We start from the raw sequence: 15,802 nt of genomic DNA on the forward strand, positions 1-15,802 counted from the left end.
AAGAATTTGTGACGCCGGTGCTACAGCATCCCGGCGGGCTCCTGGAGCGCTGCGATGGCGTCCGCGGACTGGGCCACGGCCACCGTCCGGCGCAGCGCCGGCACCGGGCGGGAGAAAAGGTAGCCCTGCAGGGCGTCGCACTCGTGTGCCATCAGGTAGCGGGCCTGGGCGGCCGTTTCAATGCCTTCGGCCGTGACCCGCAGGCCCAGGCTGTGGGCCATGTGGATCATCGAGGTCAGGATGGGCAACCGCTCCTCCCCGGTCTGCAGCATGGACACAAACGACTGGTCGATCTTCACCGCATCCACGGGCAACTCCTGCAGCCGGCCCAGCGAGGAATAACCGGTGCCGAAGTCGTCCAGGGCCACCCGGATCCCCGCGGCGCGAAGGGTGATCAGTTGCTGGATCACGTGCGAGGCGGCGTCGAAAAACACGCTCTCGGTGACTTCCAGGACCAGCTGGTGCGGGTCAACCCGGCTCCATGCGGCGATATCCAGCACCCGTTCGGCGAAGTCCTTGTGCTGCAGCTGCACCCCGGAGACGTTCACGGCCAGGGTCCGCCCCGGGTCCTCCGCCAGCCAGGGCTGCAGTTCGGTGCAGCTCTGCCGGAGGACCTCGGCGCCGATGTCCCGGATTAGGCCGCTGCGCTCCGCGGTCTGGATGAAGGTGGCCGGCGCCATCAGCACGCCGTCGCGCTCCCAGCGGGCCAGGGCCTCGAACTGGACCACCTCGCGCCGGTTCGTGGAGATCACCGGCTGGAAGAACACCTTGATCTGCCCGAGCTCGACGGCGCGGCGCAGCCCGGCGGTCAGCTGGGTACGTTCCAGCAGGGTGGTCAGCATCTCCGGCTGGAAGTGCACGTAACAGTTCTTGCCGGCCTCCTTGGCCGCGTACATCGCCACGTCCGCCTGCCGGAGCAATTCGGAGGAGGACATGCCCTCCTCCGAGCGGGTCGCCACGCCCAGGCTCAGGCCGGGGCGCATCAACGTCCCCTCGATGGTGACCGGGGCGTTCAGCGTGCTGACGATCCGCTGCGCCACCGCGTCGGAATCGTGGCAGTTGACCAGCAGCACGACGAACTCGTCGCCGCCGAGCCGGGCCACGGTGCCGTGCGGGCCCACGCAGTTCCGCAGCCGGCGGGCGATCTCCACCAGCATCTGGTCCCCGGCGTGATGGCCGAGGATGTCGTTGACGTCCTTGAAGTCGTCCAGGTCCAGCAGCAGCACCGCCACGGGGCCGGGGGACTCCAGCGCGGCCACGACGCGTTCGTTAAACAGCGTCCGGTTGGCCAGGCCGGTCAACGGATCCTGGAACGCCAGGGCCTTGAGCTGGTCCGCCTGCTGGGCGAGTTCGTCCAGGGCGCGGCGGGCCTGGTCCTGCGCCTTGGTGCGGGTGGTGACGTCGCGGAAGTTCCAGATCCGGCCCACCACCTCGTCGGCAACCTTGTGCGGCCGTGAATACAGCTCCACAGTGCGCCCGTCCTGGAATACGAGGACGTCCTGGCTGTGCAGCTCGTGGTTCGCGTAGAGCTCGGCGACCTTGGCCCTGAACGCGTCCGGGTCCACCAGCTGCCGGGCGATGAACCGGACCAGGGCGTTGGCGTCGTCCTCGGCCAGGATCTCCCGGGGCATCCCCCAGAGCCGCAGGTACTGTTCATTGACGCCGGTGATCTGGCCGGTGTTGGACACCACCACGATGCCGTCCGCCGTCGTCTCCAGCGTCGCGTCCAGCAGGGAGACGGCCTGCCGGCGGCCGGCGTCGTCATCCGGGCGGTGCGAGACGTCACGCACGGCGACCGCCACGGCCGTTTCGTCCCCCAGCGCGACCAGCGAGCAGGTGACTTCGAGCCGGATTTCGCGGCCGTCATGGTGCAGCCCGACGGCGGGGAACGGCTTGATGCCGTCGGCGCCGGAACGGCCCAGGCGGCTGAGGACCCGCAGGAAGCCGCCGCGGTCGTCCTCCACCAGCAGGCAGTCATGCCCGACGCCGATCAGGCCCTCGGGTGCGTAACCGAACAGTCGTTCCGCCGCCGGATTGGCGAAGCTGATGGTCCCCTCGGTGCTGAGCAGCAGCAACGCATCCGGACCCTGCGCCAGCAGAGCCTCTGCCAATCCCTGTTCCACGTTGATGCCAGCCCCCGGGCGTTCGGTATTCCGTCCACCGTCAGCGCAGTGGACCATAAACTTCAAGCATCATAGGACCCTGAGACGCAAATCACAGCACCGGCCGGGTTTGCGTTCCTGTGTCGCGGGCCAGGGCGGCGATGATCCGGCCCGCTGCGGAGAGTGCGTCCGGCAACGCGGCAGCCGGTTGCGGCCGGGAAAACAGGAACCCCTGGAGCCGTTCGCAGCCTCGGCCGCTCAGGTACGCGGCCTGTGCGCTGGTCTCGACGCCCTCCGCGGTGACGGTCAGGCCCAGGCCGTGGGCCATGTCGATCATGGAATCCAGGATGGGAAGCCGCTCGTGCCCGGTGCGGATCATGGCCACGAACGACTGGTCAATCTTGAGCGTGTCCACGGGCAGGTCCTGCAGCCGGCCCAGGGACGAGTAGCCGGTCCCGAAGTCGTCCAGCGCCACCCGGACCCCGGCGCTTCTGAGTTGCACCAGCTGGCGGTGGATCTGGCAGTCGTCGTCGAAGAAGACGCTTTCGGTGACCTCCACCACCAGCTGGTGCGGGTCCACTCCGCAGGATTCGGCGGTGGCGAACAGGAGTTCCGGGAAACCGCCGTGCTGCAGCTGCGTGCCGGAGACGTTGACGGCGAGGGACCGGCCGGGGTCCTCGGCGAGCCAGTCCTTCAGCTCGGTGCAGCCACGCTGCAGCACCTCGGCGCCGATGTCCACGATCACCCCGCTGCGTTCTGCGGCGGGGATGAAGTGCTGCGGCGGGACCACGACGCCGTCACGTTCCCAGCGGGCGAGGGCTTCGACCTTGACCACCCGGCCCAGGCCCGGGGACACGATCGGCTGGTAGTGCACCACGATCTCCCCGTTGCCCACCGCGGCCCGCAACCCGGTTTCAAGCTGGGTGCGCGCCAGCAGTTCGATCATCATTTCGGGGCGGAACCGCAGGTACCGGTTCTTGCCGGCGGCCTTCGCCGCGTACATGGCGATGTCCGCCCGGCGCAGCAGCTCCGAAGCGTCGACGGCGTCCTCGCTGATCGATGCCAGACCCAGGCTCAGGCTGGGCCGCAGCAGGGTGCCGTCAATCCAGACCGGCGCCTTGAGGGACTCGACGATCCGTGCGGCGGCGGCATCGGCGTCGAGCGATCCGACCAGCAGGATGACGAACTCGTCCCCGCCGAGCCGGGCCACCACGTCGCCCGGCCGGACGCAGCCCCGCAGCCGCCGGCCCACTTCGATCAGCATCTGGTCGCCGGCGTGGTGGCCGTGGACGTCGTTGACCTCCTTTTGAAATCGTCCAGGTCCAGCAGCAGGACGTCGACGGCGGTTCCGCACGGGCCGGCCAAGGCGTACGCCAGCCGGTCGTTGAAGAGCTGCCGGTTGGAGAGCCCGGTCAGCGGGTCCTGGAACGCGAGCTTCTTCAGCTGGCTCGCCTGGGCCGCGAGGTCCGCCATCGCCTGCCGGATCCGGTCCTGCGCCGTCCGGGCTGCCGTGACGTCCCGGAAGCTCCAGACCCGGCCCACCACCCGGTCGCCGACCTTTTGCGGCCGGGAGTAGCGTTCAAAGATGCGTCCGTCGCGGAAGTCCAGGACGTCGTGGCTCTCCGCTTCGGGGTCGGCGAAGAGGGCCGTGACCTTGCTAACGAACTGTTCGGGGTCCGACAACTGGCCCAGGACGAAGGCCATCAGGGAGTCGTTGTCGCCGGTGTCCACCAGCTCGCGCGGGACGCCCCACATCGCGAGGAACTGGTTGTTGACCGAGGAGATCCGGCCCCCGGTGCCACCACGAGGATGCCGTCGGCGGTGGATTCCAGGGTGGCGGAGAGCAGGGACAAGGCCTCGCGCAGCCGGTCGTCCGCTTCGATGCGCGCCGAAGTGCTCATCCGGCCGTTTCCGGATGACGCTGAGACCGATGTTGCCGCATGTGGAACCTCCCTGAGAAATCATAGGGGGCGCAGCAGGGCGGCGCTGCCACCTCGGCACCGGCCGCGCGGCCTGCTGCCGGCGGCGCGGCCGGGGACCGCTCGGTGACCGGTCAGCGGCCGGCAAACCCGCCCAGCGCCGCCGCGTCGGTGGCAACCGGTGCGGCGGCCCGGCCGAGTCCGCGCACAGTCCATCCCGCCGCAGTCCAGGCCGCGGCGTCCAGCGCGTTTCGGGCATCCAGCATCGTCCGGCGCCGGACCAGCCCGCCGGCCGCCGACGGAGACAGCGCCCGGTAGGCCTCCCACTCGGTCAGCAGCAGCACCAGTTCCGCGCCCTCGAGTGCGTGCCGGGTGGAGGCCTCGAAGCGCAGCTGCGGGTAGCGCAGCCAGGCGTTGTTGATCGCAGCCGGGTCTGTGACCGTGACGTGCGCCCCGGCGTCGGCCAGTTGCTGCGCCACGTCCAGGGCAGGGGAGTCGCGGATGTCGTCCGTGTCCGGCTTGAACGCGGCCCCCAGCACGGTCACCCGCCGGCCGCCCAGCTGGCCGCCGCAGAGCTCGCGCGCGGCCGCCACGGTCCGGGCGCGCTGGCTGGAGTTGATGCTGTCCACGGCGTCCATCCAGGCGTCCACCGAGTCCACGCCCAACGCGGCCGCCTGCACCCGCAGCGAACGGATGTCCTTGGGCAGGCAGCCGCCGCCGAAGCCGAGGCCGGCGTGCAGGTAGCGGCCGCCGATCCGCGGGTCCAGGCCCATCGCGCCGGCCAGCGCCGTCACATCCGCGCCCGAGGCCTCGCACAACTCGGCCATGGCGTTGATGAAGCTCAATTTGGTGGCCAGGTAGGCGTTCGACGCCGACTTGATCAGTTCCGCGGTGGCGAAGTTGCAGACCAGCCGGGGAATGCCTGCGCTCAGCAGCGGCGCGTACACCTCGTCCAGGGCCGCGGTGACGGCGGCACCGGCGCCTGCGGGACCGGCGTCGGCGGGTCCGCCGTCGGTGTCCGCGCCGTGGACCTGCCGGTCGGGCACGCCGTACACCAGCCGGTCCGGCACCAGGGTGTCCTTGACCGCGGTGCCCTGCCGCAGGAACTCGGGATTCCAGCCGAGCAGCACGTCCGGCCTGGCGGCCAGGACGCCGCCGAGCATGTCCACCGTTCCCACCGGGACGGTGGACTTGCCGACGATGGCGGCGCCGGGGGCGAGGAAGGGAAGCAGCGACTGCGTGGCGGCGACCAGGTAGCTGAGGTCGGCCTCGCCGGAGGTCTTCGACTGCGGCGTGCCGACGCAGAGGAAGTGCAGTTCCGCGCCGGCCGCGTCGGCGAAGGCGGTGGAGAAAGTCAGGCGGCCGTTGGCGCGGCCGTCGCGCAGCAGTTCGTCGAGGCCGGGTTCGAAGAACGGCGCTGCGCCGCGGTCCAGCTGCGCCACCTTGGCGGCGTCGACGTCGATTCCGACTACGGTGTGCCCCATCGAGGCCAGCGTGGCCGCGTGCACGGCGCCGAGGTAGCCGCAGCCGATTACGGAAATTCTCACAGGGTTGCTCCTCTGGTGTGTCGGGCACTGGCTGGGCTTGCGGGGCCGGTAGGACGGGGACCGGCCGGGCCGGCGGCCCGGGCCAGGACCGCCTCGTAGTGCCGGACCAGCTCTTCGCCCAGCGCGGTCCAGGTCCTGCCCTGGACCGAGGCGTGGGCCGCGGCGGCGAACGCGCGGCGCTTGGCGTCGTCGCCGGTCAGGTCCGCCACCCGGGCCCGCAGCGCGGCGAGGTCGCCCGGGGCGTAGAGCCAGCCGGTCCGCGAATTCTCGACCAGATCCAGCGGGCCGCCGCGGCCGGTGGCGACCACCGGCACCCCGGCTGCCATGGCCTCCTGGATGGTCTGGCAGAAAGTTTCGAACTCGCCCGGATGGACGAAGAGGTCGAAGGACGCCACCGTCCGGGCCAGGTCCTCGCCGCCGAGGAACCCGGTGAACACGGCTTGGGGGAGCGCGGCTTCGAGGGCTTCGCGCTGCGGCCCGCCGCCGACGATCACCAGCCTGGTCCCGGGCAGGTCCGCGATTGCCGCCAGGTCTTCCACCTGCTTTTCCACCGCGAGCCGGCCGACGTAGCCGATGATGCGCTCGCCGTCGGGGGCCACCGAGGCCCGCCAGGCGTCGTCGCGCTTCTCCGGGCTGAACCGTGCGGTGTCCACCCCGCGGCGCCACATCTGGACCCGGGGAATGCCGCGGCCCAGGAACTGGTTCAGCGCAAACGTGGACGGGACCAGGGTGCGGGAGGCGAGCAGGTGGATCTGCTCCACCCGGTTCCAGGCCCAGTTCTCCAGGAACGGGACGCCGTACCGGGAGGCGTAGCCGGGGACCTCGGTCTGGTAGATGGCCACGGTGGGGATCCCGAGCTGGTGCGCGGCCTGCGCGGCCCGCCAGCCGAGCACGAACGGGGAGGCGAGGTGCACGACGTCGGGGGCGTAGCCGGCAAGGATTCGCTTGACCCGGGCAACACCGCCCAACGCGACGCGTACGTTCGTGTAGCCGGCCAGCGGCACGGAAGGGAGCCGGTGCACCCGGGCGCCGTGGACCTCATCGGGCGCCCCGGCGTCCTGCGTGGACGGCGCGATCACCAGCACGTCGTCGCCGCGCTCCTGCAGGTGCTCCAGGACCCGCAGGATGGAATGCGTGACCCCGTTCATCTGGGGCAGGAATGATTCGGCGACAACTGCGATCCTCACGCCTCCACCGTGGCCGCGGCGGCTGACGGGGCGGAGTCACCGGTGTGGCCTGCGGGGGAAGAGTGGGTTAACACGCGGCGGCCCGCTGCCGCTGACGGGCGGGGCCTCCGGACACGGAGGCCGGGCCCGTCAGCGGCGTCGGGGCCCGACGGTCAGTGGAACTTGCCGGGGAAGGCACCGATGAGACCGGCGCTGAGAGCGTCCGCCATCATCATCATGTGGGCCTCCGCCTGGTCATAGACGGCGATGCCGTGGGCGTAATTCCCGGCGAGTTCGTCGCTGCCGTACACAATGGTCTGGTCAATATGCCCCTTCATCATGTCCCGCATGTCTTTCTGCGGCCAGAACCTGGGATTGGCCTTGGCAAGGAAATCCGCGATTTCCTGGGCGTTTGCGTACACCGCCTTGGTCGCCGATTCGAGCCCCGCCGAGTCCTTGGCTTTCGCCGCCTGGAACAGCGCCACGAAGTTCGTGATGTGGACCTTAAGCAGGGTGGTCAGCTGGTCGCCGGCAGCGCTGCCGTAGAAGGGCTTGATGGCGTCGCCGATATCGGCCTGGTTGTGAAGCAGCCGCGCGGCGGTGCTCGGGAAGCCGGGGGAGCCGGACGCGAAGTCGACGACGGCGAGCCGCGTCCACTCCATGTGTTGGGCCCACAGCGAGCGCATGCCCTCGCGGAGGGCTGCCTGCGAAGCGGGAATCTTGCCGGAGTTGGCGTCATCGCCGGAATGGCTGTGCTCGAGGGCTACGGCGGGCACCTGGGGTCCGGCGCCGGGCTGGGCGCCCTGCGCCGGGGAATAGGCGATAAGCAGGCCGGTCAGCAAGGCCAGTACGGCCAGCGGCACGGCGCTCCAGAGGCGCCGCGGACGAGAAACCAAGGAATTCATGACGTGTCTTCCTGTCTTGCGGTGGGAAACGCCGGCGACTCCGGAGGAAGCATGAGAAGGCTGCGCTGCTCCGGTGTGCCGGTTGGGCGAAGACGTCCATAGCTATTTAGTGGCGGCCCGACGCCGGCTTCTTACCGCCGTCGAACGGCAAAGTCTAAGCGCCGGATGGCCAGTAAGACGGCGGATGCCGGTGACACTAACCAGATATGGGAATCCTGGATCACACCGTCGCGGGGCAGGTTTCGCTGCTGCGGTCCGTGGGCATTCCTGATAGTCTGCGCACCAACTGGCAGCACTACCCGAGGCGGACCTCCATCCGCTGGTTATGCCGGTGGACCGCGGTTGCCCGCCGGAACTGGCGGCCCGAATTCCCGGGCCGCTCACTGGCCTTGGACGGCGGGAGTAATTTGATGGCGTTCCTGGATGACCACGAGTTGGCCGACACGGACTCTCCCCGGTCCGAACGCGTCCCGGACGACTGGGTGGAGCTGCTCAGCCTGCCCGGTCCCGGCCGCGACGAGGCCCTGGCCAGGCTGCATGCACTCCTGCTGAAGGCCGCCGGGCACCAGGTATCCCAGATGCTGTCCAGGCTGCCGGCCATCGGCCAGACGCGCCGGGAAGACATCGTAAATCAGGCGGCGGACGAGGCCATGGTCGCGGTACTCGGAAAGCTGTCCAGCTTCCAGGGCCGGAGCCAGTTCACCACCTGGGCCTACAAGTTCGGCATCCTGCACGCCGCCGTCGAGGTCCGGCGCAATCTGTGGCGCAACCGCGAGGTGCCGCTGGAGTCCTTGGCCGAGCCCGCCGCCGTCGGGTCGTCCCCCGAGCAGCTGGCCGAGGCGGCCGACTTTTCCCAGGCCGTCAGCCGCGCCATCGACCAGGTGCTGACCCCGCATCAGCGCAGGGTGGTGCTGGCACTGCTCGTTGACGAGGTGCCGGTTGACGTTCTCGCGGACCGGCTGGGCAGCACGCGCAATGCACTGTACAAGACGCTTCACGATGCCCGGGCCCGGCTCCGCACGCGGCTGACCGTCGCCGGCTACCTTGTTCCAACCACTGCGGGGGAGATGATCCCATGATGCGAGCGCACCGGGCACTCACGAAGGAGGCGGCCGAGCGCCTTACCCTGGCCGCCGAGCCATGGCTTTCCTGCGATGACTGCTTCGAGCAGATCGACGGGTATATCGAGCGGGTCCTGGCCGGCGAAGCCGCGCGGGAGCCGGCCATGCGCGCCCACCTGATCGGGTGCGCCGCCTGCGGCGCCGAGGCCAGGTCCCTGCTGCTCCTGGTGGCGGAGGACCAGGGCCTTGATCCGGGCCCCGCGCTGAGCCGGCTCACCGCGGAGTAGGGGCCGCGGCTGGTGGAACCGCGGCAGGGCTTCGGCTCAGCCGCCGGTGTCCTTCTAGCCGCGCGCGTCCTTCCTGAGCACGTCCGGGAGCTCATCGACGAAGACCGTCTGCGGCGGCTCGTAGTAGATGACGAGCACCTCCTCGCCGACGGCGAAGACGCTCTCCTTGTCGAAGGGGTGGGCGTGGAAGGCACTGGTCCCGCCGAGGAACGGCAGCATGACTTCCCCGATAGTGCCCGGCCCGATGCGCCCGGTCACCCGGCCGATTTTGCCGGTCAGGCTCCGGTCGACCTCCCTACGCATCGGGGGCCGTCGGCGGCTGCTTCGTGGGCCCCTTGCCGTTCTTGAGCGCGGAACGCAGAGCCGGGAGGTAGTCGCCGACCTGCGCCAGGATCCCGCCGACCATCCGGTTGATGCCCTCGCCGCCGTTGAGGACCGTGAACTGGCCGACATGGGCGAACGGCTCCGCCGCGGCGGAAATGATGGCAGGCATGTTCTCGGCCAACTGCTGGGAGATGACGGCTTCCTGGTTGGTCCCGAGCGCCTCCGCGCGTGCCTTAATGCCGTCCGCCTCCGCCAGGGCCTTGGCCTTGATGGCGGAGGCCGCCGCGTCGCCGCGGGCCTTCGTCGCCGCGGCCTCTGCCTCGCCGGTGACGCGGGTGGCACCCGCCGCCGCCGACGCCGCCGTCGCGTTCGCCTGGGCCGTGAGCTCGGTGCGGCGGGCATTGGCCTGCGCTTCGAGCTCCGTGCGCCGGGCCAGCGCCTCGGCGGCGCTGATGTCGGCGGATTTCTGGCCCTCGGCGTCGGTGCGCTTGGCGTAGGCTTTCGCGTCGGCGGGCTTGCGGATGGTTGTCTGGAGCTTCTGCTCCTCCCGGTCCGCCTCGAGCTTGGCCACCTCGGTTTCCTGGACCACAACCTGCTGGCGGGCGGTGGCGTCGGCCAGCGGACCTGCCTGCGCCGCATTCGCCTTGGCCTTCTCGGCATTGGCCATCGCCATGGACTGTCGGATCGACGAGACGCTTTGGGCGTCGGCAATCAGCGCTTCGGCCTCGGCTTCCTTTTCCGCCGCTTCCCGGTTCCGGGTGGCCTCGGCGATCCTGGCCTCCATCTTGACCTGGGCGATGTGCGGTTTGGCGATGTTCTGGATGTAGCCGGTGGGATCCTGCAGGTCCTTGATCTGCAGCGAATCCACCACCAGGCCCAGCTTTTCCATCTCGATGCCGCTGGCGCCGCGGACCTGGGACGCCAGCTTGTCCCGCTCGCGGATGATCTCCTCCATGGTCATGCTGCCAATGATGGAGCGCAGGTGCCCCTCAAAAACGTTGTAGACCTGGCTTTCCATCTTGGGCTGCTGGCCGAGGAAGCGGCGCGCAGCGTTGGCGATGAAGGGCGGGGCGTCGCCGATCTTGTAGATGACGACGCCTTCGACAATCACCTGGATGCCCTGCGAGGTCACGCAGTTAACCTTGAGTTCGGTTTCATTCAGGGTCAGGGACAAGGGCCGGACCGTCTGCAACCCGGGCAGCACCAGGGCTCCCTTGCCGGTGACGATCTTGAAGTCCATGCCCTCCCGGGTGTCCAGGGTGCCGCGGGTCAGCCCGGAGATGATGAGGGCCTCGTTGGGTTCGGCCACCTTCCACATCAGCTTCGTTGCCACCCAGATCACGACGACGACGACGATCACCCCGGCGATAATGGCCAGGGCCGGGATGAAGGCTGAGATATCCGGCATGGGAAACCTTTCGGATCGGGGCGTGCGGCCAGGGTAGGGGCGGGCAACGCGGCGGACATCGCGGCAGGGTAGCCGCCGCGTCAGGCCAGTTTGAGTCGTCGCCGCCGGATAAGTCCAGCATTTGGCGGAACGGCCTTAAATGAAGCTGGTGCGGGCACCTAGAAAACGGGGCGCCCGCACCAGCAGGTAGTACGAAATTGTTAGATTGCTATGAATCGTTCCTCATTCGCGGCTCCCTTTCCCGGTGGTCGATTACCGGGTTTCTGCGTCATCGGCCAGATGCCTCGCAAGCAGCCAGCCGGCGCCGATCATTGCCACGCCCAGCACCAGGAGCGTCCAGATGTCCGCGGTGTTGAACGCGAGGAAGTTGGCCGCCGACCCAACGCCGACGATCAGCCCGTAAACACTGAAGATGATGTACAGCAGACCGAAACCCATCAGGAAATTACGGGCGCCCATGCCGTTGCGCGACATGCTCAGGCCGGTGGCGCCAATCGCAAGCTGAACGATGTTCAGCAGCATGGACACCTGGAACAGGCCTAGGAACAAGGCCCGGGAGTCGGGCCCGAGGAACCTCAGTTCGCTGTACTGCGTGGTGATGCCCGGGAGGAACCCCAGGACTCCCACGGCCATTAAGACGATTCCCACACCCATGCCCGCGTTCTGAACATCTGCCCTGCCGAAATGGGCGCCGTGTGCATGTGGGGATGCGGTAGTCATTGCTGCCTCCAACCACTGAATTCGAACACTGTTAATTTTACGGCGCGTCATCGGAAAAAGCTCCGCGCCGCGGGCCTGCCGAGGGGCCGGGATCCGGGCCGAAATCCGGCGGCGAGCCTGTCGGAACCCGGGCCGCCGCCCCACGCGTGGCACGATGGATCACGATGAAACTGCGCGCTGATCAGACCGGGGACCGTGGCCTTCCGATGCCGTTGTGGCTGCAGGGGGCACTCGAGTCCGCGCAGGCGGCCATCATCTCTGCGCTCGCCGTCATTGTCCCGATCGTTGCGGTCTGGGCAACGTCCGGCTTCCAGGAGAGCGGCTTCGAGTTCCTCGCCCGGCTGGCGGGGCAGGCCTGGTTGCTCATCCACGGGGTGCCGCTGCTGCTGGAAACCGTCGGCCCCGGCACAGCGGCCAGGCCGCAGTCCGGGACCCTCTCGCTGGTTCCGCTCGGCCTCACCCTGCTGCCGTTCCTGCTGGCCTGGCGCGCGGGCCGCCGGCTTGCCCGGGCTTCGTACACGGACCAGCTATGGCAGGCGCTGCTTGGCTCCTGGCTCATGTACGCCGCATTCGGTTTTGCCACCGGGTTCCTGTGCCGCACCGGCGAGGTCGGCGTCAGCCTTTGGGCCGCCGCCATCATTCCGCTGATCCCGGTGGCGCTCGGTATGGTGATCGGCGCCCGGCGTGAGGCCGGATCGTGGAGCCGGCTGATCGGCGTCGACGCCGTGGCCTGGTTCTCCCGCACCAGCCAGCACTCCCGCTGGGCCGGCTCCTACCTGGGCTCTGCCATCCAGGCCGGCTTCGTGGCCGTGATGGCAACCCTGGCAATGGCCGCCCTGCTGCTCACTGCGGACCTGGTCATCCACTGGAACCTGATCGTGGCGGTCTACGAAGCCCTGCACGCCGGCCCCGTCGGCGGCGCTGCCCTGACCCTCGCGCAGCTCGGGTACCTGCCGAACCTGGCGGTGTTCGCGCTGGCCTGGACCTCCGGATCCGGGTTCGCGCTCGGCGCCGGTTCGCAGGCCGGACCGCTGGCCACCGCCGTCGGGCCGCTGCCCAGTATCCCGGTGTTCGCCGCGCTGCCTGCGGGGTCGCTGGACTACGGGTTCGTCGCCCTCGTGGTGCCCGTGATCGCCGGCGTCCTGGCCGGCTGGTGGTTCTTGCGCGCGGGCGAAAACCACTTTGACGAATGGCTCTCCATCAAGGTCCGGGCACGCTGGTTCACGGCCGCCGTTTCCACCCTGGTCCTTGGCGCCGTGGTCGGCGCCGTCGCGGGACTCCTGGCGGCCGGACTGGCGTGGCTGGCCGGAGGCTCGGCCGGAATCGGACGGCTCACCGACATTGGCCCCGCCCCGCTGTCCACGGCGTTGTTTGTTGCCGCGGAGGCCGGCATCGGCGTCGTGATCGGCTTCGCGGCGGGTCCGTGGCTGGAACGCAGACAGCGGCTGCAGGAGGCTGACCTGGATCCGGCGCGAAGGACGGACTGAGCGGCCGCCACAGCGGACCCTGCCGGCGCTTGGCCGTCGACGGTCAGCTAGCGCAGGGGCATCGATTTCTGCAGTTGCGTCTGGCACATGGATGCCGCCTGCTGGGTGAGCGCGTGCCGGGCGCATTGCTGGTACTCCCGCACCTGGTTGAAGAACACCGTGGACGCCACCACCAACAGCACCATCACGGCCGAGACGACCAGGCCGGAGATAGTTCCGAACAGCACCAGCCGGGATTCCCGGAGCTTCGCCGCACGGATCAGCAGCACGACGCCGATGACCACCCCGGCCGCAGTCAGGACCGCGGCGAGCCAGAGGTAGTTGATGTCCAGCTGGTAGACGAAGAACGACCCGAGCACCACGACGATGAACATTCGGAACAGGGTGTGCGTCTTGAGCAGCGACGCTTCGGCTGCCTCGCCGGGCCGCTGCTGGCCGCGCAGGCTTTCGCCGGGCTCGTGGGGGCTATTCATATTTTCCAGCGTACGCGAGCGGCTCATAAGCTAAGGCAATGCGCATAGTTGTCCTCGTCTCCGGCACCGGCTCCAACCTCCAGGCCGTCATCGACGCCGTCGCGGCAGGGGAGCTGGACGTGGAGCTCGCGGCAGTGGGCGCCGACCGGCCCGGAACCTACGGGGTCGAACGCTCGGCGGCGGTGGGCGTCCCCACCTTCGTGGTGGACTTTAAGGCCTACCCGGACCGGGCCGCCTGGAACGCCGCGCTTACCGACGCCGTGGCAGCCTACCGGCCCGACGTCGTCGTCTCCTCCGGTTTTATGCGAATCGTCAGCGCTGACTTCATTGAGTCCTTCGGCGGCCGGTACCTTAACACCCATCCGGCGCTGCTGCCGGCCTTCCCCGGCGCCCACGGTGTCCGGGACGCCCTGGCCTACGGCGTCAAGGTCACCGGCTGCACGGTGCACTGGGCCGACGCCGGCGTGGACACCGGCCCGATCATCGCCCAGGAAGCGGTGCCGGTGGCTGCCGGCGATACCGAGGAGACCCTGCACGAACGGATCAAGGCGGCGGAACGGCGGCTCTTGGTGTCCACGCTCCGGTCCCTTGCAGCGACCCCCTGGCCGGCCACCTGAGCAGCCGTTTCAAGCACGATTTCTCGCCCTGGCGGCTCGACCAAGTAGTGGTGCGGGTCCTGCCGGCGCAAAGGGCGATCGCGGGGCCGCCGCTTCGACGAGTGTGAGCGTGGAGTCGGACACTCGCACAGCGGCTACCGTGCAGGTCAACTGCCCGGCGGGCAAGACTGCGGTCGGCGGCGGTTTCGTGCTGAACACCGCTCAGAGCAACCAGGTTGTGGCCAGCCAGCCCGTTGGGACCATCGGCTGGTCCGTCACTCAGCTGAAGAACAACCTCCTCACGGTCTACGTGACCTGCATCCAGTAGTCAAAAGCGAGATGCCCTATCACTTACGGTGCTTCTGAGTCCTCAGAGCGACCACAAGTGATAGGGCATCTCGGCGTTGTGGCGGCTTCCGGGCTATTCGAGCCGGCGCTGCTTGGTCTCCGGCGCGAAGAAGGCCATCCACAACACGGAGAGCAGCACCAGGCCCCCGGCCAGCGCGAACGACGTTGCCAGCCCCAGCTCGGGCCACAGGAAGGAAGCAAAAATCAGCGGCCCGAATCCTGCGCCCAGGCGGGAAAAGCTCGAGGCCCAGCCGAAGCCCGAGCCGCGCAGCTCGGTTGGGTACAGCTCGGAGACGTAGGCGTACAGCACCGGGATGGCCACCTGCACCACGAAGCCGAACACGAGAAGCCAGAACACGGCCGCCGTCGGGATGTCCACGACGACGGCGACGATGACCAGCGTCAGGGCGGAGAGCGGCCCGGTGACGGCGAGGATCCATTTGCGGCCGGTCCGCTCCACCAGCAGGGCGGCCACCACCACACCGAGCAGGCCCACCGCGGCCATCGACGCCGTCGTGAGGAAGGCCTTGTACTCCTCGAAACCGGCCCCGATCAGGATCCGCGGCATCCAGGTCAGCGACAGGTAGTAGACCAGCAGGATGCTGAAGAACAGGGCCCAGGCCGCCGTCGTGATTTTCCAATTGAACTGCCACAGGGCGCGGAGCTGGGTCCAGGCGCTGCCGGCCGAGAGCCGGGGCGCGTCCTGGGGTTCGGGCAGGCTGTAGACCCGGGCCTCGGCTCCGGTGGCCGCCACCAGGTCGTCGATGACCCGGGCGGCTTCGCCCCGGCGGCCCTTGCGGATGAGGAACAACGGCGATTCCGGGACGCTGCGGCGGATCCAGAACACCAGCAGCGCCGGCAACACCATGATCAGCATGGTCAGCCGCCAGTCGGCGAAGGCGGCCACCAGCCCGGCCGAGACGAAGCCGCACAGTGCCGCCCCGACCGGCCACCAGCCGTCCATGGCGGTCAGGACCTTCCCGCGCTGCTTCCGTGGCGTGAACTCGCCCACCAGCGCGTAGTCCACCGGGATGCAGCCGCCCAGACCGAATCCGGCCAGGAAGCGGAACGCCACGAACCACAGGAAATCGGGGGAGAAGGCGCCGAGGACGGTGAAGACGGCGAAGATCAGCAAGGTGGCACTGAAGGCCTTCTTGCGGCCGATGGTGTCAGCGATGGTGCCCCAGATAAAGGCACCCAGCGCCATCCCGATCAGGTTGGCGGTGCCGATCCAGGCCGCCTCGCCCGGGCTCAGGGACCAGTGCTGGGACAGCAACGGAATGAGGATGCCGTTGAGCGTGACGTCCCACGCGTCGAACATGAAGCCCAGGCCGCCGATCAGGAAAATCCGCCCCTGGACCTTCCACCGCCACGGCAGCTCCTGGACCACTTGTTCGCCGCTGGGCACCGTGGTGTACGTGTTCATTTTTGCCTCCTCGGAAAACTCTACGTGGACCCG

General features: G+C 68.9%; 16 protein-coding genes. 5 read left to right on the top strand and 11 right to left on the bottom strand.

Features of this window, described 5'->3' with window-relative positions:
- Positions 1-20 precede the first annotated feature (20 nt).
- From AC3ANP_RS09890 to AC3ANP_RS09915, 6 genes are all read right to left on the bottom strand, one after another.
- Positions 21-2,111: a putative bifunctional diguanylate cyclase/phosphodiesterase gene (locus AC3ANP_RS09890; RefSeq protein WP_488330015.1), complete on the bottom strand. Its 2,091-nt coding sequence runs from the start codon at positions 2,109-2,111 to the stop codon at positions 21-23.
- A gap of 103 nt (positions 2,112-2,214) precedes the next feature.
- The gene (locus AC3ANP_RS09895) at positions 2,215-3,366 is read right to left on the bottom strand and encodes a putative bifunctional diguanylate cyclase/phosphodiesterase (protein ID WP_488330016.1); all 1,152 of its coding nucleotides are present in this window, start codon (positions 3,364-3,366) and stop codon (positions 2,215-2,217) included.
- The gene (locus tag AC3ANP_RS09900) at positions 3,360-3,857 is read right to left on the bottom strand and encodes a diguanylate cyclase domain-containing protein (protein WP_488330017.1); all 498 of its coding nucleotides are present in this window, start codon (positions 3,855-3,857) and stop codon (positions 3,360-3,362) included. The genes AC3ANP_RS09895 and AC3ANP_RS09900 overlap by 7 nt, the downstream gene beginning before the upstream one ends.
- 298 nt (positions 3,858-4,155) lie before the next feature.
- The gene (locus AC3ANP_RS09905; protein ID WP_488330018.1) at positions 4,156-5,568 is read right to left on the bottom strand and encodes a UDP-glucose dehydrogenase family protein; all 1,413 of its coding nucleotides are present in this window, start codon (positions 5,566-5,568) and stop codon (positions 4,156-4,158) included.
- The gene (locus AC3ANP_RS09910; RefSeq protein ID WP_488330019.1) at positions 5,565-6,755 is read right to left on the bottom strand and encodes a glycosyltransferase family 4 protein; all 1,191 of its coding nucleotides are present in this window, start codon (positions 6,753-6,755) and stop codon (positions 5,565-5,567) included. Before AC3ANP_RS09910 ends, AC3ANP_RS09905 begins: the two co-directional genes overlap by 4 nt.
- Positions 6,756-6,907: 152 nt before the next feature.
- Positions 6,908-7,639 (bottom strand): hypothetical protein, encoded by a 732-nt coding sequence (locus AC3ANP_RS09915; RefSeq protein ID WP_488330020.1) that lies wholly within the window; start codon positions 7,637-7,639, stop codon positions 6,908-6,910.
- A 206-nt stretch (positions 7,640-7,845) separates the two neighbouring features.
- Here AC3ANP_RS09915 and AC3ANP_RS09920 point away from each other — a divergent pair, with 206 nt between their 5' ends.
- Together AC3ANP_RS09920 and AC3ANP_RS09925 are read left to right on the top strand one after the other, a co-directional pair.
- The gene (locus AC3ANP_RS09920; protein WP_488330021.1) at positions 7,846-8,718 is read left to right on the top strand and encodes an RNA polymerase sigma factor; all 873 of its coding nucleotides are present in this window, start codon (positions 7,846-7,848) and stop codon (positions 8,716-8,718) included.
- Complete coding sequence (locus tag AC3ANP_RS09925) at positions 8,715-8,987, top strand: hypothetical protein (protein WP_488330022.1); 273 nt, start codon at positions 8,715-8,717, stop codon at positions 8,985-8,987. Before AC3ANP_RS09920 ends, AC3ANP_RS09925 begins: the two co-directional genes overlap by 4 nt.
- 54 nt (positions 8,988-9,041) lie before the next feature.
- Here AC3ANP_RS09925 and AC3ANP_RS09930 read toward each other — a convergent pair whose 3' ends face one another.
- The 3 genes from AC3ANP_RS09930 to AC3ANP_RS09940 all read right to left on the bottom strand — a co-directional run bounded on the left by AC3ANP_RS09930 (position 9,042) and on the right by AC3ANP_RS09940 (position 11,439).
- Positions 9,042-9,245, bottom strand: a complete 204-nt coding sequence (locus AC3ANP_RS09930; RefSeq protein WP_488330023.1) for a hypothetical protein — start codon at positions 9,243-9,245, stop codon at positions 9,042-9,044.
- A gap of 37 nt (positions 9,246-9,282) precedes the next feature.
- Positions 9,283-10,719: a flotillin family protein gene (locus tag AC3ANP_RS09935; RefSeq protein WP_488330024.1), complete on the bottom strand. Its 1,437-nt coding sequence runs from the start codon at positions 10,717-10,719 to the stop codon at positions 9,283-9,285.
- A gap of 252 nt (positions 10,720-10,971) precedes the next feature.
- Complete coding sequence (locus AC3ANP_RS09940; RefSeq protein WP_488330025.1) at positions 10,972-11,439, bottom strand: DUF4383 domain-containing protein; 468 nt, start codon at positions 11,437-11,439, stop codon at positions 10,972-10,974.
- A gap of 164 nt (positions 11,440-11,603) precedes the next feature.
- On the opposite strand from AC3ANP_RS09940, the gene AC3ANP_RS09945 reads away from it, so the two are divergent.
- Complete coding sequence (locus AC3ANP_RS09945; RefSeq protein ID WP_488330026.1) at positions 11,604-12,926, top strand: cell division protein PerM; 1,323 nt, start codon at positions 11,604-11,606, stop codon at positions 12,924-12,926.
- Positions 12,927-12,973: 47 nt separating this feature from the next.
- Here AC3ANP_RS09945 and AC3ANP_RS09950 read toward each other — a convergent pair whose 3' ends face one another.
- Entirely contained in the window at positions 12,974-13,399 is a 426-nt protein-coding gene (locus AC3ANP_RS09950) for a hypothetical protein (RefSeq protein WP_488330027.1), read from the bottom strand.
- A gap of 38 nt (positions 13,400-13,437) precedes the next feature.
- On the opposite strand from AC3ANP_RS09950, the gene purN reads away from it, so the two are divergent.
- On the top strand, positions 13,438-14,016 hold the full coding sequence (gene purN, locus AC3ANP_RS09955) for a phosphoribosylglycinamide formyltransferase (protein ID WP_488330028.1): 579 nt from the start codon (positions 13,438-13,440) through the stop codon (positions 14,014-14,016).
- 109 nt (positions 14,017-14,125) lie between these two features.
- Positions 14,126-14,323 (top strand): hypothetical protein, encoded by a 198-nt coding sequence (locus AC3ANP_RS09960; RefSeq protein WP_488330029.1) that lies wholly within the window; start codon positions 14,126-14,128, stop codon positions 14,321-14,323.
- Positions 14,324-14,416: 93 nt separating this feature from the next.
- On the opposite strand, the gene AC3ANP_RS09965 is transcribed toward AC3ANP_RS09960, so the two are convergent.
- Positions 14,417-15,769, bottom strand: coding sequence for an MFS transporter (locus AC3ANP_RS09965; RefSeq protein WP_488330030.1), 1,353 nt, complete (start codon positions 15,767-15,769; stop codon positions 14,417-14,419).
- Positions 15,770-15,802: the final 33 nt, after the last annotated feature.

The organism is Arthrobacter sp. JB02-1C (assembly GCF_057748045.1).